Raw genomic sequence first — 24082 nt, 5'->3', positions numbered from 1 at the left:
GTCAAGAGTTGCCTCGAACCGGTCATAAAGCGACCCCTGCGCGGAACTTGATACGGACTCATGGCGCGGGTCGCATGATTCCGGGGAATTCCGCGCAGGGCCTCACCGACTGAGGCGGGATCAGCCTCGGGCACCCAGCAGATGGTCCATGGCCAGCTGGTCCAGACGCTCGAACGCCATCCCGCGCGCGGCGGTCGCCTCCACATCGAACTCCTCGAAGGCCGCACGGTCGGCGAGCAGCGCCTGGACACCATCAGCGGCGGTGGGCTGCGCCAGTTCGTCCAGACGCGAGGCCCGCAGCGCCTCCTGGACCTCCGGGTCGGCTCGGAAAGCGGCTGAACGCTCCCGCAGGATGAGGTAGTTGCGCATACAGCCCGTGGCCGACGCCCACACTCCGTCCAGGTCCTCGGTGCGCGGCGGCTTGAAGTCGAAGTGCTTCGGCCCCGCGTAACCGGCGCTTTCCAGGAGGTCCACCAGCCAGAAGGCCGCTCGCAGATCACCCGCGCCGAAGCGCAGATCCTGGTCGTACTTGATGCCGGACTGGCCGTTGAGGTCGATGTGGAAGAGCTTGCCCGCCCACAGGGCCTGGGCGATGCCGTGCGGGAAGTTCAACCCGGCCATCTGCTCGTGTCCCACTTCGGGGTTGACGCCGTACAGCTCCGGCCGTTCCAGGCGCTCGATGAACGCCAGGGCGTGGCCGACCGTCGGCAGGAGGATGTCGCCACGGGGCTCGTTCGGCTTGGGTTCGATCGCGAAGCGCAGGTCGTATCCCTGCGAGGTCACATACTCGCCGAGGAGATCGAACGCCTCCTTCATACGGTCGAGCGCGGCGCGCACGTCCTTGGCGCCGCCGGACTCGGCGCCTTCCCGGCCACCCCAGGCAACGTAGGTCCGCGCGCCCAGCTCGACCGCGAGGTCGATGTTGCGGATCGTCTTGCGCAGTGCGTAGCGGCGCACGTCCCGGTCGTTGGCGGTGAACGCGCCGTCCTTGAAGACGGGGTGCGTGAAAAGGTTCGTGGTGGCCATCGGCACGGCCATACCGGTGGTGTCGAGCGCCTGCCGGAAGCGCTTGATGTGCGACTCGCGCTCGGCGTCCGAGGACCCGAAGGGGATCAGGTCGTCGTCATGGAAGGTCACTCCGTAGGCACCCAGTTCCGCCAGGCGCTGCACCGTCTCAACCGGGTCCAGGGCTCGCCGGGTGGCATCGCCGAACGGGTCCCTTCCCTGCCAGCCGACGGTCCACAGTCCGAAGGTGAACCTGTCCTCGGGGGTGGGCTGGTAGTTCATGCCGCGGCTCCTTGTTCGCTCCGGGTTGGCTCCGACCATTTCGTCATGGCGCTTAACAAATTAGTATGCGGAGACATCTCTGGGAAGAGACGAGATGCGAAACCCGGACCGTGTCGGTCCGGGGCGCCCCGGAAACAGGCCGTATCCCGCGGAGCCGCGGAAAGAGGGAGAGCTCGATGTCAGCAGCCGAGGGTCCGCTCGTCGTCGGCGTGGACACATCCACCCAGTCCACCAAAGCGCTGGTCGTGGACGCGGCCACCGGAGAGGTGGTGGCGAGCGGGCAGGCACCGCACACCGTCTCCTCCGGGGCGGGACGCGAGAGCGATCCGCGGCAGTGGTGGGACGCGCTGTGCGAGGCGCTGCATCAGTGCGGCGACGCGGCGCGGGAGGCCGCGGCGGTGTCCGTGGGCGGTCAGCAGCACGGTCTCGTCACGCTCGACGCGCGGGGCGCCCCGGTGCGCCCGGCCCTGCTGTGGAACGACGTACGGTCGGCTCCGCAGGCCCGCCGCCTGGTGGAGGAACTGGGAGGCCCGAAGGCGTGGGCCGAGCGCACCGGCAGCGTGCCGGGCCCCTCCTTCACGATCACCAAGTGGGCTTGGCTCGCGGAGCACGAGCCCGAGGCGGTCCGCGCGACAGCGGCCGTACGTCTGCCCCACGACTACCTGACCGAGCGCCTCACGGGACTGGGCACGACCGACCGGGGCGATGTCTCCGGCACGGGCTGGTGGGCGTCCGGGACCGAGACGTACGACGAGGAGATCCTCGGACACGTGGGACTCGACCCGGCACTGCTCCCCCGCGTCGTCCAGCCCGGGGAGGTGGTCGGGACCGTACGCCACAGCGGAGACCTGCCCTTCTCCAAGGGCACCCTGGTCGCTCCGGGCACCGGGGACAACGCCGCCGCGGCACTCGGGCTCGGACTGCGTCCGGGCACTCCTGTCCTCAGTCTCGGCACATCCGGCACGGTGTACACCGTCTCGACGCGCCGGCCCGCCGACCCGACCGGGACCGTGGCCGGTTTCGCCGACGCGCGCGGCGACTGGCTGCCGCTGGCCTGCACCCTGAACTGCACGCTCGCCGTGGACCGCGTAGCCACGCTGCTGGACATCGACCGCGAGGCCGTCGAACCGGGCACCGGCGTGACGCTGCTCCCCTACCTGGACGGCGAGCGCACCCCGAATCTGCCGCACGCCTCCGGGCTGCTGCACGGACTGCGTCACGACACGACGCGCGGGCAGTTGCTGCAGGCCGCCTACGACGGTGCGGTCCACTCGTTGCTCGGTGCCCTCGACCTGGTGCTCGACGCGGATGCGGACCGGTCGGCTCCGCTGCTGCTCATCGGCGGTGGCGCGCGCGGAACGGCCTGGCAACAGACCGTGCGCCGCCTGTCGGGACGCCCCGTTCAGGTGCCCGAGGCCAAGGAACTGGTCGCGCTCGGCGCCGCCGCACAGGCCGCGGGGGTGCTGACCGGCGAGGACCCGGCGGCGGTGGCCCGCAGGTGGGACACCGCGCGCGGACCGGTACTCGAGGCCGTGGAGAGGGACGAGGCGGCACTCGCGCGAATCGCCGGGGTACTCTCCGACGCGGCCCCGCTGCTGGAACGCGAGCCGGAGGACCCGCACTGACGAGGCCTCCCCCGCGGGAACAAGTCCCGCACTGACCAGGACAGGCCCTGACGAGACCGACCGACGAGGACTGACGGAGGCATGACCGCACCGCTGCACGAGGCCCACCCCAGCAGCCCCGGCCGCAAACTGCCCGACACCCAGCAGGGCATGCGCCGCCGCAATCTCTCCCGTGTGATGCACACCGTCAACGCCGAGGGGCCGCTGTCCCGTGCCGCCGTCGCCTCGCGCATCGGGCTGACCCGGGCGGCCGTCTCGACCCTCGTGGACGAGCTGATCCGCTCCGGGCTCCTCGAAGAGCTGGGCCCCGAGCGGCCCGGCCGGGTGGGGCGGCCCGGCTCGGCACTGGCCGTCAGCGGACGCGGCCCCGCCGGCATCGGCGCGGAAGTAGGCGTCGACCACCTCGCCGTGTGCGCGGTGGATCTGCGCGGCAAGGTGCGGGCACGAGTTGTGCGGAACGGCGCCAATCGAGGCCGCGCTCCCGAACCGGTGCTGCGAGAACTGACCGCGCTGGTGCGCCAGGTCGTTGCCGAAGCGGACCGGGAAGGCCTGTGGCCCGCAGGCCTTGCCGTCGCCGTGCCCGGTCTGGTGGCCCGCGACGCCCGGACCGTGGTACGCGCCCCCAACCTGGACTGGCACGACACGGACCTCGGTGCGCTGCTGCCCGGCGAACTCCCGCTGACAGTGGACAACGAGGCGAACTTCGGCGGGCTCGCCGAGCTCTGGCTCAACGAAACCGCGCCGCGCGACTTCCTCCATGTCTCCGCGGAGATCGGCATCGGTGGGGCGGTGGTCGTGGACGGTCGCCTGCTGCGCGGCCGGCACGGCTTCGCGGGCGAGTTGGGGCATGTTCCGGTACGTCCCGACGGGCCGACGTGTGCGTGCGGCGGGCGGGGCTGTCTCGAGCAGTACGCGGGCGAGGAGGCCGTGCTGCGTGCGGCTGGTCTGGAACCGGGCTCGGACCGGGTCGGACTACTGGCGGAGCGTGCCACGCAGGACGACAAGGACGTACGGCGCGCCCTGCGCGGCGCCGGGACCGCGCTGGGCATCGCACTGACCGGCGCGGTCAATCTGCTGGACCCTGAAGCCGTGGTGCTGGGCGGGGCGCTGTCCGAGCTCGCGCCCTGGCTGCTGCCGTCGCTGGAGCGGGAGTTGGCCCGACGCGCGGCAGGCCCCGCCTGCCCGGTGACCGTATCCCGGCTCGGCCCCGAGGGACCGCTGCTGGGCGCGGCACACTCCGTGGTGCGGGCGGTGCTCGATGATCCGGCTGCGGTGGCAAGCGGAGCGTAGGCCCTGGGCCCTCTTCCACGGAGCACGTGGGGGCGGTAGCCGTTCCGCGGCCCCTCACTCCCCCTTACGGGTGACTGAGTTGTCCACAGTTCCGGCGTTGTCCACGGAGCGGGGCGGCATTCTTCCTCCCCAACCAGCGGGCGCCGTACCGTAATTCACGCGAGACGCCGCCATCGGACCGACGGCGGCGCGCCAAGGGCCAATGTGTTCAAGAGTCGGGGAATTCGGGGGATTCATATGTCGCGGAAGACAATCCGGGGACTGCGGCTTGGGGCCGTCAGCCTGCGCCAGGTCCTGCTTCAGGGCATCAGGGCGATGGCGCCCACCGCAGTGACCGTCAGCCTTGGGCAGAACGGAGCCGTGTAGCCGTGAGCGACCCGCGAATCCTGACCGTGCGCCCGGAACCGGGCGAGTACGCATGGACGTTCGGCGGCGCACCGCCGGTGGCTCGGATCACGCCGGGCACCGTCCTCGACCTGTATACCGAGGACTGCTTCGCGGGTCGGGTGCGGTCCGAGAAGGACTTGGTCTCCGAGGTGTGTGAGTTCCCCTTCCTCAATCCGCAGACAGGCCCGTTCCATGTGGAGGGCGCGGAGCCGGGCGACACGGTCGCGGTGCACTTTGTGTCGATCGAACCGGCGCGCGACTGGGCGGCGTCGACGACGGTCCCGCTGTTCGGGGCGCTCACGTCCACGCACACCACGGCCACGCTGCAGCCGCCGTTGCCGGAGACCGTGTGGATCTGGCAGCTCGACCGGGACAGGCGGACAGCGTTGTTCAGTGCCCGGGAAAGTGACATCGAGGTCGAGCTGCCCATGGATCCGATGCACGGCACCGTCGGGGTGGCGCCCGCCAACCTGGAGGTGCGCTCCGCACTGGTGCCCGACGCGCACGGCGGGAACATGGACACGCCGGAGATGCGGGCCGGTGTCACCTGCTATCTCGGAGTGAATGTCGACGGCGCGCTGCTCAGCCTCGGTGACGGGCACGCGCGGCAGGGCGAGGGCGAGACCTGTGGTGTCGCCGTCGAGTGTGCGATGAACACCGTGGTGATCGTCGAGCTCCTCAAGGGGATCTCCACGCCCTGGCCCCGCATCGAGTCCGACACGCACATCATCTCGACCGGTTCGGCTCGTCCTCTGGAGGACGCGTTCCGAATATCCCAGCTCGACCTGGTGCAGTGGCTGGTGCGGGACTACGGGTTCAGCGAGCTGGACGCATACCAGTTCGCGACCCAGGCCGTCGAGTCGCCGCTCGCCAACGTCTGCGACACCAACTACACGTGTGTGGCCAAGCTCCGTAAAGAGTGGCTGCCCAAGCGCGAGACACATCGCGGGCTGCACGAACGGATGCGCGAAACGGCGACGACGCTGGGGCGCTGACACTTCGAAGCCACCCCCCCGGTTCGGCGTCTTTCGGGTCTCCGCGCCTCCATGCTCCGGGTCTGCTCTTCGCCCCTGCTCTCCATCCCTGCTCTGCGCACCGACCACCACACGCCCTGCGGCGTGCTCAGGTACTCGACCACCGGCCACGCGGCTACTGCGTGCGGCGGTGTCACCCGGAGCTCGCCCCATCCCTCATCAGACTCCCGCCGAAAGGCAGTTCCTTCCTTGAACCGAACCCGTTACCTGCCCAAGTCGCTCCCGAGCAGGCGTCGCCTGTTGCAGAGCGCGGCCCTCGCCACGCTCTCCACCGTGTTACTGCCCAGCACGCAGGCCGACGCGAAAACCCAGGCGTTCGACTACCGGCTCGCCGAGTGGTCTCCCGCGCACGCCGCCAACTACACCGCGGCCAACCGTCCGACGAGCCATCCCGTCGACTTCCTGATCATCCACATGACGCAGGCGACCTACGCGAACACCCTGCGCATCTTCCAGAACCCGGAGAAGCAGGTGTCCGCGCACTATGTCGTGCGGTCGGCCGACGGGCATGTCACGCAGATGGTGCGGGAGCGGGATGTCGCCTGGCACGCGGGCAACTGGGACTACAACACACGCAGCATCGGCATCGAGCACGAGGGCTGGGTGGATCAGCCCGCGTACTTCACCGACGCCATGTACGCGGAGTCGGCGAAGCTGACCGCGGCGATCTGCACGAGATACGGCATCCCGAAGGACCGTGCGCACATCATCGCGCACTACGAGGTGCCGGGATCGGATCACACCGATCCGGGGCCGAACTGGGACTGGACGCGCTACATGAGGCTCGTCGGCTCCGCGTGACGGGCGGGCCGTCGGTCAGGTCCGGCGGGGCCATGGGGAGGGCCCTGCCAGGAGCGCGGTCACGACGCTTGTCCGCACTCGCCACCGGAGTGACGATGTCCACAGCAGCATCGCATTCCGGGGAGGGCAAGTTGACCGATCCATGGGTGGCCCTGGAGCCGGGGGCCGATCCCGCACAGCGGGTGCGGGTGCTGCGCGCCGCCCACGAGACGTTCACGGAGGCGGGCACGGTGCCGCGGCCGGTGCGTTCCGTGGTGGCCGAGTCATGGCGACGCTCCGCACGGGCCGGCGTCGGACCGGACGGCACGGCGTGCGTGGAGCTCACCGACGGTGACCTCGGCTCGTACCGTGCGGAGCACCCGCTGGCCCAGGTGATGCCGCTGTTCCGCGAACTCATGGGCACGTTCGCGGCGGATGGCCAGCATCTCCTGGCGGTGTGCGACGCGCAGGGCAGGCTCCTGTGGGTCGAGGGGCACGCGGGGACCCGGCAGAAAGCGGACGTGATGAACTTCGTGCCGGGCGCGCGGTGGGCGGAGTCGGCGGTCGGCACGAATGCTCCGGGTACGGCCGTGGCGCTCGATCGACCGGTGCAGGTCTTCGCGGCCGAGCACTTCTTCCGGCGCGTGCAGCCGTGGACGTGCGCGGCGGCTCCCGTGCACGATCCACGCACCGGACGGCTGCTCGGCGCGGTCGACATCACCGGCGGCGACGGGCTCGCGCATCCGCACAGCCTGGGTTTCGTGCAGGCGGTGGCACGAGCGGCGGAGTCCCAGCTGGCGCTGCTCACCCCGGCCCCGGTCACCACCGACGCGCTCGAACTGACCGCGCTGGGCCGTGACGAGGCACTGCTCCTGGCGGGCGGCCGCAAGCTGCGTCTGAGCCGCAGGCACAGCGAGATCCTGGTGCTCCTGTCCAGGTACCCGGAGGGGCTGACCGGAGACGAGCTGCTGTGCGCGCTGTACGAGGACGAGTCGGTGACGCCGGTGACATTGCGCGCGGAACTGGCCCGGTTGCGGCGTCTCCTCGGCGCCGGGGTGCTCGGCTCACGGCCGTATCGGCTGGCGGTTCCGGTCGAGTCCGACGTCGCGGTCGTGGAGCGCAGGCTCGGCACCGGTGCGGTCACGGCGGCCGTGAGGGCGTACGCGGGTCCGCTGCTTCCCGGTTCGCAGGCACCGGCGGTGGCGCGATTGCGCAGAAGGCTCGCCGACGGGCTGCGCGCGGCGCTCGTCGCCCGCCGCGACCCGGACCTGCTTGCGGACTGGGCCCACGCACCCTGGGGCGAGGACGACCTCGACGTCTGGCGGGCGCTCGCTGCGGCGCGGCCGACGGCAACCGTACGAGCACGCCTGGAGGAGCTGGAGAACGAGCAGTCGGCACTTCCCGGGCGGGCGCCGGGCTGACGTTTCGACCACGCTTGCGCGCATCCGCACGGGCAGCGCCTCGCCCCGGGCTGGAACCGGTACCGGTACCGGTACCGGTACCCGGACCAGCGCCGGCGCGCGGGCGCGTCGGCGCACCGGCGCGCAACGTACATGCAACGTCCCGGTGCCTACCGTCGCGCGCAGAGCTGCCCAACGGCGGGCAGCGCTTCTCTGGGAGGCAGAGCCGCATGACCCGTTACGCAGCGCCCGGCACTGAAGGCGCGATCGTCTCCTACGAGGCGCGTTACGACCACTTCATCGGCGGGGAGTACGTGCCGCCCGCGCGGGGGCAGTACTTCGAGAACCCGAGTCCGGTGAACGGGCAGCCGTTCACCGAGGTCGCGCGGGGCACCGCCGAAGACGTGGAGCGCGCGCTGGACGCGGCACACGCCGCCGCCCCCGCGTGGGGCCGCACCTCGGTGACCGCCCGTGCCGACATTCTCCTCAAGATCGCCGATCGGATGGAGGCGAATCTGGAGAAGCTCGCGGTCGCCGAAAGCTGGGAGAACGGCAAGCCGGTCCGCGAGACGCTCGCCGCCGACATCCCGCTCGCCATTGACCACTTCCGCTACTTCGCGGGGGCGATCCGCGCTCAGGAGGGCTCGCTCGGCGAGGTGGACGACGACACGGTGGCTTACCACTTCCACGAGCCGCTCGGGGTCGTCGCGCAGATCATCCCGTGGAACTTCCCGATCCTGATGGCCACGTGGAAGCTCGCGCCGGCACTGGCCGCGGGAAACGCGGTGGTCCTCAAGCCCGCGGAGCAGACCCCGGCGTCCATTCACTACTGGTTGAGCCTGATAGCGGATCTGCTGCCGGCGGGCGTCGTGAACGTCGTCAACGGTTTCGGAGTCGAGGCGGGCAAGCCGCTGGCGTCCAGTTCGCGCGTGGCGAAGGTCGCCTTCACCGGCGAGACCACGACCGGGCGGCTGATCATGCAGTACGCCTCGGAGAACATCACTCCGGTGACGCTCGAACTCGGCGGCAAGTCGCCCAACATCTTCTTCGAGGACGTCTGGGCGGCGAACGACGACTTCCGCGACAAGGCGCTCGAGGGCTTCACGATGTTCGCGTTGAACCAGGGCGAGGTGTGCACCTGTCCTTCCCGGGCGCTCGTCCAGCGCGGCCACTACAGCGAGTTCATGGAGGCGGCGGTCGCCCGCACCGAGCAGATCAAGACCGGCAACCCGCTCGACACGGACACGATGATCGGCGCGCAGGCCTCCAACGACCAGCTGGAGAAGATCCTCTCCTACTTGGACATCGGCCGGCAGGAGGGCGCCAAGGTCCTCACCGGCGGTGAACGCATCGAGCACGGCGGCGAGTTGAAGGGCGGCTACTACGTCCAGCCGACGATCTTCGAAGGCGACAACCGCATGAGGATCTTCCAGGAGGAGATCTTCGGGCCGGTCGTGTCGGTGACGTCGTTCAACGATTTCGACGACGCCATCAAGATCGCCAACGACACGCTGTACGGTCTCGGGGCCGGCGTGTGGACGCGGGACATCAACACGGCCTACCGCGCGGGCCGTTCGATCCAGGCAGGCCGCGTCTGGACGAACTGCTACCACGCCTACCCGGCGCACGCGGCGTTCGGCGGCTACAAGGGCTCGGGCATAGGCCGCGAGACCCACAAGATGATGCTGGACCACTACCAGCAGACGAAGAACATTCTTTGTTCATACAGCCCGAAGAAGCTTGGGTTCTTCTAGAGCCTCAAGTCGGTTGCCTGGAGGGAGCTTCGCCCCTCCAGGCAACCCAGACTCGCAGTCACTATCCGCGATCACTCAGGAACTTTCCGGCACCATGCGCCGCGAATCTGCACGGCTCCCGGATTAGCCACGGACCAGTTGGAGCGCTACGCCGCGCCGGCGGCCCCAGGCGTATCCGCGATGCGAAGCAACTGGGCCAGCACGCCTTCGACGCCGAAGCCCCCGAGCGCCCTGCACGCGGCCGAGGAGGCGGCCGCTCTCGTGGCCCCCACCGAGCAAGCGGTCGGGATCTTCTGGCGTCTGACGGCGACCCAACCGGATCAGTACGAGACCGGCCTCGCTCTCGCCCTGAACAACCTCTGAAATGGGTGGGAGCGACAAACGGGGCGAGCGTTTGGGATCGGTGAGCACCCGCATCATCGTCGACAGCCCCCTCGTTCTCCCGGACCGCGTCGGCCGGTCCGGGAGCAGCGGTCGTTTCCCTCGGCGTTTCGCGGTTTGCCGCATGCGACGGACGTATCAGCGTGACGCGGCCTGCGGTCGAGGATGTCCGGAAACCGACTCGGTCACGTGGACCCGGTGCTCGTACGAGCGTGTGACGACGTCCTGCGGTCCCCGTCCGGCGCTGGGTAGGCCGGTCCGGGCAGCCCGCTGGAACCGGCTCCTGTGACCGGGCGTCCGGGGGCCGACTCGTTGCTCTCGCCGAGGAAGCCGCCCGACTGGTGCTGCCACAGCTTGGCGTAGGCACCGTTCGCCGCGAGCAGCTCCTCGTGGGTGCCCTGCTCGACGACGCTTCCGCGGTCGAGGACGACAAGACGGTCCATGCCGGCGACGGTGCTCAGACGGTGGGCGACCACAAGGGCCGTACGTCCGTCCATCAACCGCCACAGGGCGTCCTGAACGAGGAGCTCGCTCTCCGAGTCCAGCGCGCTGGTCGCCTCGTCGAGCAGCAGGATCGGGGCGTCGCGCAGGATCGCCCTGGCGAGGGCGACGCGCTGGCGCTGGCCGCCCGAGAGTTTCACTCCCCGCTCCCCCACCAGAGTGCCGAAGCCGTCGGGGAGTTGGTCGGCGAACTCCGTGACGTGCGCGGCCGCGGCCGCCGTGTGGATCTCCTCGTCGGTGGCGCCGGGCCGGGCGAAGGCGATGTTGTCCCGCAGGGTGCGGTGAAACATGGCGGGTTCCTGCGGGACGTAGGCGATCAGTGAGCGCAGGTCGGTCTGACGCAGCCGGCTGATGTCCTGACCACCGATCAGGACGCGTCCGTCGTCGATGTCCGACATCCGCAGCAGGAGCCGGGTGAGTGTGGTCTTGCCGCCGCCGGACCTGCCGACCAGGCCGATCCGCGCGCCTGCGGGCACGTCCAGGTCGAGTCCCTGGAAAATCGGCTTCGCACCCGCGTGGGCGAAGGTCACCGCCTCGAAGCGGATGCCTGTGTCCCGCGGTGTGAGCGGTTCGGGTTCCGTCGGGTCGAGCACGGTGGGCGGATCCAGCAGCAGCTCCGTGAACTGCGCGGCCTCGGTCATGGAGCTTTCCAGACGCCGGTAGATCTGGTTGAACTCGAACATGATCTGGGTCGCGTTGGAGTAGTAGGTGAAAGCGACGACGACCTCCTCCACTCCCTGGCCCGGGCCACCGAAGGCGATGGCGACCAACAGGCCCAGCACGTTGGTCAGCACGGACATGGGGGCGATCAGGGTGTCGACGCGCAGATTGCCGTAGTCCCACGAACTCAGCGTCAGGCGCCGGGAGTCCGCGACACGGCTGCGGTGTTCGTCGGCCTCCCGCCCCTCGGCCGCGAACGCCCGAATGGTCTCCATGTTCATGAGGCTGTCGGCGACGTGGCCGGAGACCCGGGCGATCGCCGCCTCACGGTCGTTGACGAGCCTCTGCCGGCGACGAATCAGAGGTGTCGCGGCTACCACGGTCAGCGCGATCATCACAAGAAGGCCGGCGACGAGCATCGGTTCGTAGCTCCACAGCACCACGGCACCGAACACCAGGGGGACGAGACTGCCCACGATCCGGTACGTCACCGTGTCGACGAAGTCCTCGAAGCGCTTGCCGAAGCTCAGCACCCGTTTGGTCAGGGAGCCGGCGAAGTTGTCGTGGAAGAATGCCGCGTCCTTGGCGAGGAGTTCGTCCATGCCGCTCACATACAGGTGTTCCATACCGAGGGCGTCCACGCGGTTCAGGCAGTGCTGCCCGACCCGCCACACGGCCTCGGCGAGCAGCAGTGTCACGCCGAAGCCCAGCACGTACGGCAGCGCCGAGCTGAGGGTGAGACCACCGTCGTCGGCGGCCTGCCCTGCCAGTTTGGCGATCAGCAGGGGGGCGACGTAGCGGATGCCGATGTTGCCCACGGCCGGCAGCAACAGGGCGGGCAGGGCCAGCCGTCGTAGTCGCAGCAGTTCCCGGCCGTAGCGGCGCAGTGCCAGAACGACCGCGCTCCTGCCCGGCGTCGGCCCTCGCGTATCTGTTGTCCCCATCACACTCCCGGAGGTTGGGAAGTCGGAAGTTTCCCGTCAGGGGAGGTTCTCAGTCCAGGCATTTACCGCGGACTGGCGAGAACCGGACACCGCTGCGTTCAGGGTACGCAGCGGACGTATCCAGCGGTGAGCTTGCGGTAGTTGGTGTAGCCGTCCTCGTAGAAGAGCTCGCAGGAATGTGGCCCGCAGTTCCGCCCACGGGTCGCGTGACCGCTACCTACACATTCGACGTCTTTTCCAGCCTCGACGGCTTCGGCGCCGCCAGTAATGTTCTTCGTCTGCTGGTGGTACATCACGCATCTTCGATCCCGCATATCCCCCCAAGGCAATCGCCACGCCCTCAGAAACTTGGCAGACGTCGACGGAGTGGAGCCAGGATCATCCTGGCTCCACTCCGCGGTGCGGGCGTGTCACTGGAACTGTGCGAAGAACCTCCAGATCTCTGCTTTGGTCCAGGTGGCGACGCCGCTTTCGCCGGGAGAGCCGTCGACCGGACCGGGTATGTGGCCTCCGTCGAACGCGGCCCATTGGACCGGGTATCCGGCACGGCAGCCCGAGTAGGTGGTGGTGATGTGCGTTCGGCTGCCCGGCGCGGGCTCGCGCGGGCTCTGGGGGGTGCAGCCGTTGTTGCTGACGAATCGGTCGCGCAGGGACCGTCCTTGCCCGATGTTGAGGACGGAGTCGCTGATGCCGTGGATTCCGAAGTAGGCGATGGGCTGGTTGCCGCCGCTGCACCCGCTGATCTGAGCGCCGGACATGACCGCGACGGCCCTGAAGACGTTCGCCCGGCTGCATGCGAGTGCGTAGCTCATACCGCCGCCCCAGCTGAATCCCGTGGCGAAACGCTGTGCCGGGTTGACACAGAGGCCGCCCTCGATTCGCCGGATCATGTCGTCGACGAAGGTGATGTCCTCACCGCCCGAATTGGCCCAGCCGTTGCCGAGGCCCTGGGGGGCGACGAGGATCGCGCTGTTGTTGGACTGTTCCTGTTGGCCGTAGTAGGACCAGGCGTTCCCGCTCGTGCCGCCCGAGGCGACGTCGCCGGCGGTTCCGCCCCGCCAGTGGAACGCGAAGATCAGCCGGTAGCGGTGGCTGTTGTCGTAGTTGGCGGGAACCCTGAGGATGAAGCTGCGGCTCTTGCCGCCGCTCTGAATCGTGTGCGTGCCGCTCGCCAGAGTCGGGGCGCTGCCGCATCCGCCGCCGCCACCGGACGACAGCTTGATCATCTGCCATTGCTGGTTGGCGCCGCCCCAGTCGGAGTACTGGACGACGTTGCCGCCGTCGGCAGTGGAGGCGCCCTGCACCTCCACCGCCTTGCTGCTGGTGCGGTTGATCAGCCGGACGTGGCTCGCGTCGGAGTCGGCCAGGCGGAACTGCTGGTTGGCCCCGTTCTGGTCGGCCCACTGCTGGATCGCGGCACCGTCTGCGGTCGAGGCGCCGGCCACGTCGAGAACCTTGCCCGAATGCCGGGCCTTGAGGCGGTAGAAGCCGCCGCCGGAGTCCACGAACTGCCACTGCTGGTTGGCTCCGTCGTTGCGCGTCCACTGGCTGACCCGCGCGCCGTCGGCGGTGGACGTGCCAGAGACGTCCAGCGCCTTGCCGCTGTTGCGATTGACCAGGACGTACCAGGCGTTGGTGTCCACCGTCGCCGCCTCGGCGGGCGCCGGATTCACCGCGGCGAGCATGCCGATCGCGAGGGTCGCCGCCACCACGGCGGCGACCCGGGACCACCAGCGATGTAATCGTGGAGGGGCGGGGGAAACCGCACCGTAGGTCTTCATCGACTCACCCTTTCGTTCGTGGCAGGCCCCATCAGGTGCGGGTCCAGCGTTGGTTGCTGCCGTTCGAGCAGGAGTAGAGCTGGATCAGGGTGCCGTTGGCGGTGCCGCCTGCGACGGCGTCGAGACAGAGGCCGGACTGGACGCCGACGATGGATCCGTCGGAGTTGAGGCGCCATTTCTGGTTGTCGCCGCCCCAGCAGCCGTAGATCTGGACTTTGGTGCCGTTGCCGGTGCCGGCGGCGTCCAGGCACTTGTTGCCGTAGACCCTGAGCTCACCGGCGGCGGTGTACGTCCACTGCTGGTTGGTGCCGTTGTTGCAGTCCCACAGTTGGAGCTGAGTGCCGTCGGTGGTACTGCTGCTGGGCACGTCCAGGCAGCGACCCGACCCGACGCCCTTGATCGGTCCGGAACCCGAAGGGGGCGTGGAGGTGCCGCCGTTGAGTGCGTTGAGGACGGCGGTATAGGCGGGCTTCTTGCTGCCGTCGCCGTTGAACAGCAGCGGCGTTTGCTCCGACCGCCAGGAATCGGTGTCGCGCACACCCCAGACGGTGATGCCGAGGCAGCGCGGGACGGCCAGGCAGTCGTTGGTCACGTTGGCGTAGGTCGTGGCCGGGGCGCCCTGGATGTCGAGTTCGGTGATGGCCACGTCGACGCCGAGGGCGGCGAAGTTCTGCAGGGTGGTGCGGAAGTTGCTGTTGTAGGGGCTGCCGCTGTTGAAGTGCGACTGGAAGCCGACGCAGTCGATCGGCACGCCGCGCTGCTTGAAGTCTCGGACCATGGCGTACATGGCCTGGGTTTTGGCCCAGGTCCAGTTCTCGACGTTGTAGTCGTTGTAGCAGAGCTTGGCGGCCGGGTCGGCGGCGCGCGCGGTGCGGAAGGCGACCTCGATCCAGTCGTTGCCGGTGCGTTGCAGGTTGGAGTCGCGCCGGGCTCCGGAACTGCCGTCGGCGAAGGCCTCGTTCACGACGTCCCACTGGGCGATCTTGCCCTTGTAGTGGGCCATCACGCCGTTGATGTGGCCGATCATCGCCTGGCGCAGCGTGCTGCCGCTGAGACTCTGCATCCAGCCGGGCTGCTGGGAGTGCCAGGCCAGGGTGTGGCCGCGCACCTGCTTGCCGTTCTGCACCGCCCAGTTGTAGACGCGGTCACCGGCGGTGAAGTTGAACTGGCCCCGCTGCGGTTCGGTGGCGTCGATCTTCATCTCGTTCTCGGCCGTCACCGAGTTGAACTCACGGCTGGCGATCGTCGTGTACGCCGAGTCGCCCAGCCTGCCCGAGGCGATGGCGGTGCCGAAGTAGCGGCCGCTCTGCGCCGCCGCGGCGCCGAGCGTGTTCTCGGCGGCGTGTGCGGTCGGCGGCGCGACCAGTGCGGCGACCGCACCGAGGACGCCGACGACCAGAGTCAACAGCAGGCCGCGGATCTTCCGGCGGACAGCGGGTCTGGAAAGGGCATACGAGCCCATAACTGTGCCTCCAAGGTAGAAATCACGGAAGGACTGAAGCGCAGGGGAATGCGTCGTCCGCTCCCACTCGGCAGACGGACGGGGCGGGCCGGAACCCGGGCAGCACGGAATCACCGGACACCGCGGTCATGGGACCGGGACGATCTCAACCGGCACGGACGGCAGCCGGTCGGCCGTCGGGTGACGTACGGCGGGCGGCGGCGGCGTTTCGACACAGGCATGGGGGTACTCCATCGCGGCTCAGCCGGGGGACCGCCACGCGGCGTCGCGTACCTCTCCAACTGCGCGAAGAGCCAGGATGCGTTGGTGCGAACCTCACCGGAACGAAACGGGGTGGCGCGGGTGCTTCGGTGCGCGGATCTGTCGTGCAGCTGTGCGCGGATCTGCCGTGCAGCACAGATTGCTCAGGGCCGACGTGGTTCGATATCTCGAACTAAGGCCGCTTTCTCAGACAGGGATGATTGAGGTTTTGACGATGGATCGTCAATACTCCCCGCAGAAGAAGTTTCCGTTCCTCGCCCGAAACTTTCCGGAATCCCGGCGAGCCGGACCGCGAACCCCCGGCGCCGCCGTCGGCGGATGCCGTGGGGCCCGGGGCCGGGACAAGTGTGCGGACGCCGCTGGCTCGACTTCTCTCCTCCGCGCGGACGCCTTGGACTGGCGAGCTGTATGGCGAACTCCGGAGTGTTTCCGGTCGGCGCGACAGCTTGTCAAGCCCAAAGGGGAGGCGCTGTTTGTAGACAGATCGGCCATAGGCCTTGACCAGACGGCCCCACATTCCTAGCTTGTGGCGTCAAAGCTTCCGGGAATTCTTCGAAATATTTCGAGATTGTCCCTGCCCCCGGAAGTCCGCTCCGCAGTTCATCGGGGTCACCTCACCCCCGCCCCCAAAGGAGTGCCCTCTGATGTGGTTTCGCCACCCGTCCCCGGTCCGTCTAAGACGCTTACTCGCCGTCCTTGCGCCCTTGCTGCTCGTGGCTACCTTCCTCGGTGCCCAGCCCGCCGACGCGGCGACCGTAGACCCCAACGCCTCGTATGTGCTGGTCAACCGCAACAGCGGCAAGGCCCTGGACGTCTACAACATGGCGACCAACGACGGCGCCCGCATCACCCAGTGGACCAGGAACGATCAGCGCCAGCAGCAGTGGCAGTTCGTCGATTCCGGGGGCGGCTACTACCGCATCAAGTCCCGCCACTCGGGCAAGGTGCTGGACGTCTACAACTGGTCCACCGCGAACGGCGGCTCGATCGTCCAGTGGGCCGACCAGAACGCCACCAACCAGCAGTGGCGGCTGGCCGACAGCTCGGACGGCTACGTGAGGCTCATCTCGCGCCACAGCAACAAGGCCCTCGAGGTACAAGGCGCCTCCACCGCCGACAGCGCGAACATCGTCCAGTACGACGACTGGAGCGGCACCAACCAGCAGTGGCAGCTCGTCAAGGTCGGCGGTGACAGCCCCGGCCCGTGCGATCTTCCGTCGACATACCGCTGGACATCGACGGGCGCGCTGGCGCAGCCCAAGCCGGGGTGGGTCTCGCTCAAGGACTTCACCGTCGTCCCCTACAACGGCAAGCAACTCGTCTATGCGACGACGCACGACACGGGGACGCGCTGGGGCTCGATGAACTTCGGCCTGTTCAGCAACTGGTCGGAGATGGCCTCGGCCAGCCAGAACGCGATGTCGGCTTCCACTGTCGCGCCCACGCTCTTCTACTTCGCGCCGAAGAACATCTGGGTGCTCACCTACCAGTGGGGCGGGACCGCCTTCTCCTACCGGACGTCGAGCGACCCCACCAACCCGAATGGCTGGTCATCCCCGCAGGTGCTCTTCTCCGGAAGCATCGCCGGCTCCGGAACAGGACCCATCGACCAGACGCTCATCGGTGACGGGACGAACATGTACCTGTTCTTCGCCGGTGACAACGGCAAGATCTACCGGGCCAGTATGCCGATCGGGAACTTCCCGGGCAGCTTCGGCTCGACCTCGACAGTGATCATGAGCGATTCGACGAACAACCTGTTCGAGGCGCCGCAGGTCTACAAGCTGCAGGGCCAGAACCGCTACCTCATGATCGTCGAGGCGATCGGCTCGCAGGGCCGCTACTTCCGCTCGTTCACGGCCACCAGTCTGAACGGCTCATGGACACCCCAGGCCGCGACCGAGAGCAATCCCTTCGCCGGCAAGGCCAACAGTGGCGCCACGTGGACCAATGACATCAGCCACGGCGAACTGCTCCGCACCAGCCCCGATCAGACCATGACCGTCGATCCCTGCAATCTGCAGTTGCTCTACCAGGGGCGCAGCCCCAACTCCGGCGGCGACTACGGCCTCCTGCCCTACCGTCCGGGTCTGCTGACACTGCAGCGCTGATGGCGTGACACGAGTCCGGCTCCGGTATGGAGCCGGCGTGGCGGGCTCGGCGGAAGGCCGAGCCCGCCCGGGTCACGCGACAACGTCAGCGCTCATACGACGACGGAGCGCGGGGTCGGGCAACGCTCACCAGCCCGAGGGCCATCCCGTAACGCGGTGCCGCCGCCGGTGGCGCTTGCGCGCGGTCCAGGCGCACCGGGTCGCCTGGTGCGCTGCTTCGGACGAGCCAGGCTTCGGTCGGGCCGGCCCATGTACCGCGCGGAGTTGACGACCTGGCTCTCCAGCGCGCGGACCACCCCACGGGTGATGCGGTTTCCCGACGCCTGCATGATGACGTCGTGGAAGGCGACCCAGCCGGCCCGGACAAGTCCAGGGAGGACAGTGGCCTCCCCGGTCCGCACCGATGCGAGTTCTCACCCAACACGTCGTCGCGGACCAGCCAGGAGGCCACCGGTGCCGGTGTCGCACGCCCCGGGAACCCATACCGACCGTGACGCATGGCTGGACGTGATCTCCGCTCTGCTACAGGTCTCCAGCGGCCTGATCGACCCGTGTAGGCCAAGGGGGATCCGACACGAGCCGGCATCGGTGCTGACGATCACGGTCCTGGTCGTGCTGGCCGGAACACGTAACTTCCGGGAAGCCGGCGACCGGGCCGTGCCTGTCCGCACAGACCACCGGCGGGGTGGACATGGGATTCAACCGGGAACCCCGGTGGGACTCTGAACTCCATGACGTCCGGCGGGGCGGCGTACTACTACTTCACCGACGCACGGCTCCGTCGTCGGCCTGGCCGAGACAGGCGCGAAGGTCAACACCTACGCCTACGTGGCGTCATCACCAAGCACGACCTCCCCAACTCGGGGTACGTCAACGCCCCGTTGCGGGAGTGCATTGACCGGCATCAGTGAGGCAAGGGGCCGCGCCCATGAACGCCGGTCCGGCCGACCCGAGGGCGACCGGATACAGTGCGCGAGACGGCAGCCTGGTCAGGGAGGGGAAGCGTGACCGACACCAGCAACACCCGACCCGCCGACAGCGAAGCGCAAGCTCCGCGGCAGAGCCGACTGCACCGCCTGATGCGCTACATCCCCCTGATCGCCCCCGTCCTGCTGTGGACAGTGCCCTGCTGGGTGCTCCTGCACACCGGCCAGCACTGGCCGATGCCCGTCACGCTGGTCGGCACGGCCCTGTTCGCCCTCGGCCTCGTTGGTATGCCGCTCGCGATGGTGCGCGGGCACGGCCGGCGCCAGCAGGACCGGGCGGCGATCGTCGGTGACACCCTGCTGGGCACCAGCTGGGTTCTGTTCACCTGGTCCATTCTGCTCGGCGTCCCATTGCGGCTCGCCCTGACCGTGGCCGGCGTCGACGAGAGTCAGGACCGGGCCCGAATCGTCACTCATGCCGTCCTCGGCATAACCGCCGTACTACTCGCCTGGGGGTACGCCGAAGCCCGCCGCGTGCCGCGCGTGCGCCGACTCGACGTGCAACTCCCACGGCTGGGTGCCGGGTTGGACGGCATCCGCGTCGTCCTCATCACCGACACCCACTACGGCCCGCTCGACCGTACTCGCTGGTCGGCGCGGGTATGCGAGACGGTGAACACTCTGGAAGCCGACCTGGTCTGCCACACCGGCGACATCGCGGACGGCACGGCCGAACGCCGCCGCGCCCAGGCCGTCCCACTCGGTACCGTGCGGGCCACCCGGGCCCGTGTATACGTCACCGGCAACCACGAGTACTACAGCGAGGCCCAGGGCTGGGTCGACCTGATGGGCGAGCTGGGCTGGGAGCCGCTGCGCAACCGTCATCTGCTGCTCGAACGCAGAGGCAACACCCTCGTGGTCGCCGGCGTGGATGACGTCACCGCCGAGTCCTCCGGCCTGGCAGGCCACCGCGCCCACCTCGCCGGAGCCTTGGACGGCGCCGACCCCGACCTACCCGTCCTGCTCTTGGCACACCAGCCCAAGTTCGTCGACCGGGCGGCAGCCGACGGCATCGACCTCCAACTCTCCGGCCACACCCACGGCGGCCAGATCTGGCCCTTCCACCACCTGGTCCGCATCGACCAGCCCGCCCTCGCCGGCCTTAGCCACCACGGCACCCGCACCCTCCTCTACACCAGCCGCGGCACCGGCTTCTGGGGCCCGCCGTTCCGCGTCTTCGCCCCCAGCGAGATCACCCTGCTCGTGCTCCGCAGCCCGCACCTGCCCACCTCGCCGTAGCACTGGGCGGGCCAACACATCCGCTTGGAGCAGTCCACGAACCGAGAGGTGCGGCGTCGACAGATGACCAGGCCCGTCTCGCCGAGGACAAGATCCGGACCATTCCCGGGCCGACGGCTCCAACGAGCCGTACGTCGCCACGTTTTACGCAGGTCAGCGACGCGTGACGCCTGTACCGCCAGCAGACGAAGAACCTGCTGGTGAGCTACTCGCCGAAGAAGCTGGGCTTCTTCTAGACGCACGAAAAGGCGCCTGACCTAGCCTTTCACCGGTCAGGCGCCTTTCACTCGGCCGATTCACGGCTGGGCCCGGCTTGCGCGCTAAATGCCACGCTTGAGCGAATGCATCCACCCGAACACCGCCAACTACCGCTTCAGGCGCGTGGCCCGGATTACCGGGCTCAAACCCGCCGACCCCCTCGGCATGCAACGGATCGCCGCCGCGCTCGCGGCCCGGCGCATGGATGACCCGTCGTCCGGCGACGGTCGGGGGTGAGCCGGGCCGCCTTCCGGAAGGTGTGACGGCGGCGACCGCGTTCCGAACCGATGGGGCTTGGCCGAGCCGGGTCGACCACGCTTCGCAGCCACACCGGCTTCACCTCGTCGCGGACCCAGATCCCAACCGGTCCCCCGAATTCCGCGACGCTGACCTCAAGAGCTCGTCACGCCTTCACTTCGTCGGGTCGCGCCGACGGCGCGACCGCCATTTCCACACCCTTGAGCAGGAGGTGGACGAGGCACATCCCGAACTTCGACTGGTCCCGGCGGCGATGCTTCGTCGAACCGGTCGACGGCGGCGGCAGGGCGCGCTGGGGAGGAACAGGTTCCAGCCGGACCGCCTCGTACGGACTGACTCGCGCGGCACGGGAAGTACTCCTCGGCGCCCACCCACCGGTCACCCTCACCGGACGCGCCGGGACCGCGCTCACCCAAACACGCGAGAGCAACTCGGAACTGGTCCACCCCGACGGGACAGTCGTCGTAAGGGGCGGGCGCGACGCCAACATGCGCTGGTGGACCTGGGCCGGCTACCGAGCCAACGCCACCCTGGCCGCCACACTCACCACGATCGCCGACCCCCTCCAGAGGCCAACAGACACGTACATCCAGCTTCGCGAGGACGTGACACCCACGGAGTGGCAGAAGGTCATCTCGGAGGCAGCTGATCAACTGTGACTTCCCGCAGTGGATGCGCGCGCACTGAACGGCCTCAAGTTCAGCGCCGCACTGCCACCCCGGCTCGCGGAGGCCACTCTCGCCGCACGACTCGCGGATCTGGACGGTACGACCGCTACGCTTGGATGGGTTCCGAACCGTCCGCAGCGGATTCACCTTCCACCGTGCACAAGCTTCGCCCCCGGAGGCCTGGAGCAGTGCATCGATGGCCGTTTGCTGCCGCAGGAGCCACCCAAGCCTGCCACCGACAGCCGGACGGGCCAAGCATGCCAGCTCCCGCCTTACCGGCTCTGAACGAGGACCGCACCCCCGATCAACTGCCGAGGCTGTCCACCGGACATGTCGCGGCCACGAGTTCGTAACGAGCCATTGACAGCGGCTTCGGCCGAAGGCACTCTCAGTGCACGCGGTTGGTGAAACGATTGGCCAACCCGATATCAAACAGTTTGGGCAGGGGCCATGGCACGCCGGATCGGGATCAAGGACGTGGCTGCGGCGGCAGGTGTGTCCGTCACGACGGTGTCGTACATCCTCAATCGCGTGGAGGGGAAGCGGGCCAGCGCGGAGACCCGTCAGCGCGTCTGGCAGGTTGCCGAGGAACTCGGGTACAAGCCGAACAATCTGGCCCGGGGGCTTCGGACGCAGCGTTCGCAGACCATCGGGTTCATCGGCGACGAGATCGCCACCACCCCGAACTCGGGCCGGATCATCCTCGGTGCCCAGGAGGCCGCGGCGGCCCAGGGCATGGTGCTGCTCTTGGTGAACACCGGTGGTGACGAGGAGTTGGAGCGCCGGAGTATCGAGATGCTGCTCCAGCGCCAGGTGGACGGCGTGCTGTACGCGGCGATGTACCACCGGGTCGTGGAGCTTCCCGAGAGTCTGCGTTCGACGCCAACCGTGTTGCTGGACGCGCGCTGTGACGATCCGGCGGTTCCTTTCGTGGTGCCGGACGAAGTCCAGGGCGGTCACACGGCGGTGCGCGAGCTGATCGAGTACGGGCACCGCAGGATCGGCATGACGGTGGGGGTCGCGGACATCCCCGCTCTGCACGGCCGCATCGAGGGCTACCGCAAGGCCCTGGATGAGGCTGGAATCCCGTACGACCCCGACCTGGTCGCCGCGGAGAAGGCCGAGCGCATCGGTACTCCCGCCGGTGACGCGGACGCCGGTTACCGCGCCGCACGGCGCCTGCTGACGCTCAAGGAGCGCCCGACCGGGCTGTTCTGCTTCAACGACCGTATGGCCGCCGGCGCCTACCGCGCCGCCGCCGAACTGGGTCTGTCCATCCCCGGCGATCTGTCGATGGTGGGCTTCGACAATCAGGAGCTGGTCTCGGAAACGCTGTATCCGGCGCTGAGCACGGTCCAGCTCCCGCACTACGAGATGGGGGCGCGGGCGGTCACGCAGTTGCTCGCGCTCACCGGAACGCCGGACTCGCCACCGGGCCCGGTCACGCAGGAGATGCTGCATTGCCCGCTGGTGGCGCGGGCATCGGTCACTTCGCCGCCCCGGCTCTGAACCCGGGACGGCGAAGCACTCGCACAAAGACAGGCGACCGCTGCAATCGGTCGTCATCCCTGTCTGTACTGGAACACAGTGAGGGTACACGTATGTCCTCTGGGGACTTCAAGACTCAGCTCAGCCGCCGCTCCCTGCTGAGAGCCGGTGCCGCGTCCGCCGCGGTGGCGGGTGTGGGCTCGCTGGCGGCCGCATGCTCGTCCGGCTTCTCCTCCAGCTCGTCCGGTTCGAAGACGCTGAAGGTGGCGATCTTCACCGACCAGACGCAGGCGGACAAGATGCAGAAGGCGGCATCGACGTTCGAGGCGGCCCACAAGGGCGTGAAGGTGAAGTTCATCGGCACCACAGGCACCGACTGGAACGACTTCTTCAGCAAGCTGCTCACCCAGATCTCCGGGGGCAACGCCCCCGACGTCTGCTGCGTCGCCACCGAGGGCCTGCAGCTTTTCGCGGCCAAGGGCCTGGCCGAACCGCTGGACACCTACGTCAAGCGCGACGCCGCCGAGCTCAAGCCGTACTTCGCCGACGTCCACCCGGCGCTGGTCGAGGCGATGATGTACCAGGGGCACCTGTACGAGCTGCCGACCGACTTCAATGCCGGCAACATGTTCTACAACACCTCCCTGTTCAAGAGCGTCGGCGTGGAGCGTCCGGCCGACGACTGGACCCGGGAGGACTTCTACGACATCGCCAAGAAGATCTCCGCCAAGGGCGGCAACACGGTCGGCTACAACTGGGTCGTGCGCCTGTGGGGCTCGTGGACGTCCTGGATGTACGCCAACGGCGGCAACCTGCTGACCGAGGGCAAGTGGGACGGCGGCGACTGGCTGTGGAACACCTTCTACCCGAACGACCCGGCCGCCTCAGGCCGCAAGGGCGGCTGGCGCTGGGGTGACCCGACCGCCAACTCCGCCCCTACCGTCGAGTCGCTGGAGTACCTGATCCAGCTGCAGAAGGAGGGCATCTCGCCCAAGCCCGACGTCGGCGGCGGCACCACCCTGCAGGGCCTGTTCGCCAGCAACAAGATCGGCATGGCCATCGGCGGCGGCTTCTGGGCAGGTGGCCTGCACAACGCGGGCATGGCGGACGACGCGTTCGACGTGCAGTACTTCCCCAAGTGGCAGTCGCAGCGCCACCTGTTCGGCTCCGGCGGTTACGGCATCATGAAGTCGTCCAAGAACAAGGACCTCGCCTGGGAGTTCCTCAAGACCCTGGTGCAGCCGAAGAGCATCGACCTGCTGATCCCGGGCAACGTCACCACCCCGGCGCGCAAGTCGATGCTGACGGCCGAGCGGTACGCCACTACCGGCCCCAAGAACTGGCAGGTCTTCTACGACACCCTCACCAAGTTCCCCGAGACCGCGCCGATCCCGGCCCCGCCGTACTACCAGGCGATGGCGATCGCGCTGAACAAGCGCACCACCGAGGCGATGTCGTCGGGCAAGGCGAAGGCGGCTCTCGACGGTCTGCAGAGCGACCTCGAAACCGCCGCGAAGACGGGATGAC

General features: G+C 68.6%; 17 protein-coding genes. 13 read left to right on the top strand and 4 right to left on the bottom strand.

What is annotated here, in order from left to right; genetic code table 11:
* Window positions 1–120: 120 nt before the first annotated feature.
* Window positions 121–1287 carry a xylose isomerase gene (gene xylA / locus FE633_RS02130; protein ID WP_138043275.1) on the bottom strand — a complete coding sequence of 389 codons (1167 nt, stop codon included), beginning with the start codon at window positions 1285–1287 and terminating at the stop codon, window positions 121–123.
* A 176-nt stretch (window positions 1288–1463) separates the two neighbouring features.
* Between xylA and xylB the strand changes: the two genes are divergently transcribed.
* The 7 genes from xylB to FE633_RS02095 all read left to right on the top strand — a co-directional run bounded on the left by xylB (window position 1464) and on the right by FE633_RS02095 (window position 9920).
* Complete coding sequence (gene xylB / locus FE633_RS02125; protein WP_138043273.1) at window positions 1464–2912, top strand: xylulokinase; 1449 nt, start codon at window positions 1464–1466, stop codon at window positions 2910–2912.
* Between the two features lie 81 nt (window positions 2913–2993).
* Window positions 2994–4202, top strand: a complete 1209-nt coding sequence (locus FE633_RS02120; protein WP_138043272.1) for an ROK family transcriptional regulator — start codon at window positions 2994–2996, stop codon at window positions 4200–4202.
* Window positions 4203–4570: 368 nt separating this feature from the next.
* Window positions 4571–5584, top strand: a complete 1014-nt coding sequence (locus FE633_RS02115) for an acetamidase/formamidase family protein (protein ID WP_138043271.1) — start codon at window positions 4571–4573, stop codon at window positions 5582–5584.
* A gap of 228 nt (window positions 5585–5812) precedes the next feature.
* Window positions 5813–6424 carry an N-acetylmuramoyl-L-alanine amidase gene (locus tag FE633_RS02110; protein WP_246113366.1) on the top strand — a complete coding sequence of 204 codons (612 nt, stop codon included), beginning with the start codon at window positions 5813–5815 and terminating at the stop codon, window positions 6422–6424.
* Between the two features lie 95 nt (window positions 6425–6519).
* Window positions 6520–7824, top strand: coding sequence for a GAF domain-containing protein (locus FE633_RS02105; protein ID WP_138043268.1), 1305 nt, complete (start codon window positions 6520–6522; stop codon window positions 7822–7824).
* Window positions 7825–8033: 209 nt separating this feature from the next.
* Window positions 8034–9557 (top strand): aldehyde dehydrogenase, encoded by a 1524-nt coding sequence (gene adh / locus FE633_RS02100; RefSeq protein ID WP_138043266.1) that lies wholly within the window; start codon window positions 8034–8036, stop codon window positions 9555–9557.
* 180 nt (window positions 9558–9737) lie between these two features.
* Window positions 9738–9920 carry a hypothetical protein gene (locus tag FE633_RS02095; protein ID WP_138043264.1) on the top strand — a complete coding sequence of 61 codons (183 nt, stop codon included), beginning with the start codon at window positions 9738–9740 and terminating at the stop codon, window positions 9918–9920.
* A gap of 203 nt (window positions 9921–10123) precedes the next feature.
* On the opposite strand, the gene FE633_RS02090 is transcribed toward FE633_RS02095, so the two are convergent.
* The 3 genes from FE633_RS02090 to FE633_RS02080 all read right to left on the bottom strand — a co-directional run bounded on the left by FE633_RS02090 (window position 10124) and on the right by FE633_RS02080 (window position 15286).
* The gene (locus tag FE633_RS02090; RefSeq protein ID WP_138043263.1) at window positions 10124–12043 is read right to left on the bottom strand and encodes an ABC transporter ATP-binding protein; all 1920 of its coding nucleotides are present in this window, start codon (window positions 12041–12043) and stop codon (window positions 10124–10126) included.
* 410 nt (window positions 12044–12453) lie between these two features.
* Window positions 12454–13824: an RICIN domain-containing protein gene (locus FE633_RS02085; protein WP_425473134.1), complete on the bottom strand. Its 1371-nt coding sequence runs from the start codon at window positions 13822–13824 to the stop codon at window positions 12454–12456.
* 31 nt (window positions 13825–13855) lie between these two features.
* A complete protein-coding gene (locus tag FE633_RS02080; protein ID WP_138043262.1) occupies window positions 13856–15286 on the bottom strand; it encodes an endo-1,4-beta-xylanase in 1431 nt (476 codons plus the stop codon).
* A 905-nt stretch (window positions 15287–16191) separates the two neighbouring features.
* Here FE633_RS02080 and FE633_RS02070 point away from each other — a divergent pair.
* The 6 genes from FE633_RS02070 to FE633_RS02040 all read left to right on the top strand — a co-directional run bounded on the left by FE633_RS02070 (window position 16192) and on the right by FE633_RS02040 (window position 24081).
* Window positions 16192–17658: a non-reducing end alpha-L-arabinofuranosidase family hydrolase gene (locus FE633_RS02070; protein ID WP_138043261.1), complete on the top strand. Its 1467-nt coding sequence runs from the start codon at window positions 16192–16194 to the stop codon at window positions 17656–17658.
* Window positions 17659–18662: 1004 nt separating this feature from the next.
* Window positions 18663–19883: a metallophosphoesterase gene (locus FE633_RS02060; protein WP_138043260.1), complete on the top strand. Its 1221-nt coding sequence runs from the start codon at window positions 18663–18665 to the stop codon at window positions 19881–19883.
* 333 nt (window positions 19884–20216) lie between these two features.
* The gene (locus tag FE633_RS02055) at window positions 20217–20378 is read left to right on the top strand and encodes a helix-turn-helix domain-containing protein (protein ID WP_246113365.1); all 162 of its coding nucleotides are present in this window, start codon (window positions 20217–20219) and stop codon (window positions 20376–20378) included.
* A gap of 221 nt (window positions 20379–20599) precedes the next feature.
* A complete protein-coding gene (locus tag FE633_RS02050; protein ID WP_138043258.1) occupies window positions 20600–21058 on the top strand; it encodes a hypothetical protein in 459 nt (152 codons plus the stop codon).
* Between the two features lie 459 nt (window positions 21059–21517).
* Window positions 21518–22576 carry a LacI family DNA-binding transcriptional regulator gene (locus FE633_RS02045; protein WP_138043257.1) on the top strand — a complete coding sequence of 353 codons (1059 nt, stop codon included), beginning with the start codon at window positions 21518–21520 and terminating at the stop codon, window positions 22574–22576.
* A gap of 92 nt (window positions 22577–22668) precedes the next feature.
* A complete protein-coding gene (locus tag FE633_RS02040; protein WP_171059763.1) occupies window positions 22669–24081 on the top strand; it encodes an ABC transporter substrate-binding protein in 1413 nt (470 codons plus the stop codon).
* The last annotated feature ends 1 nt before the right edge of the window (window position 24082 follow it).

The organism is Streptomyces montanus (assembly GCF_005786655.1).
Classification (GTDB): domain Bacteria; phylum Actinomycetota; class Actinomycetes; order Streptomycetales; family Streptomycetaceae; genus Streptomyces; species Streptomyces sporangiiformans.
The sequence above is the reverse complement of the archived record's forward strand: the minus strand, read 5'-3'. Positions and strand labels throughout refer to the sequence as shown.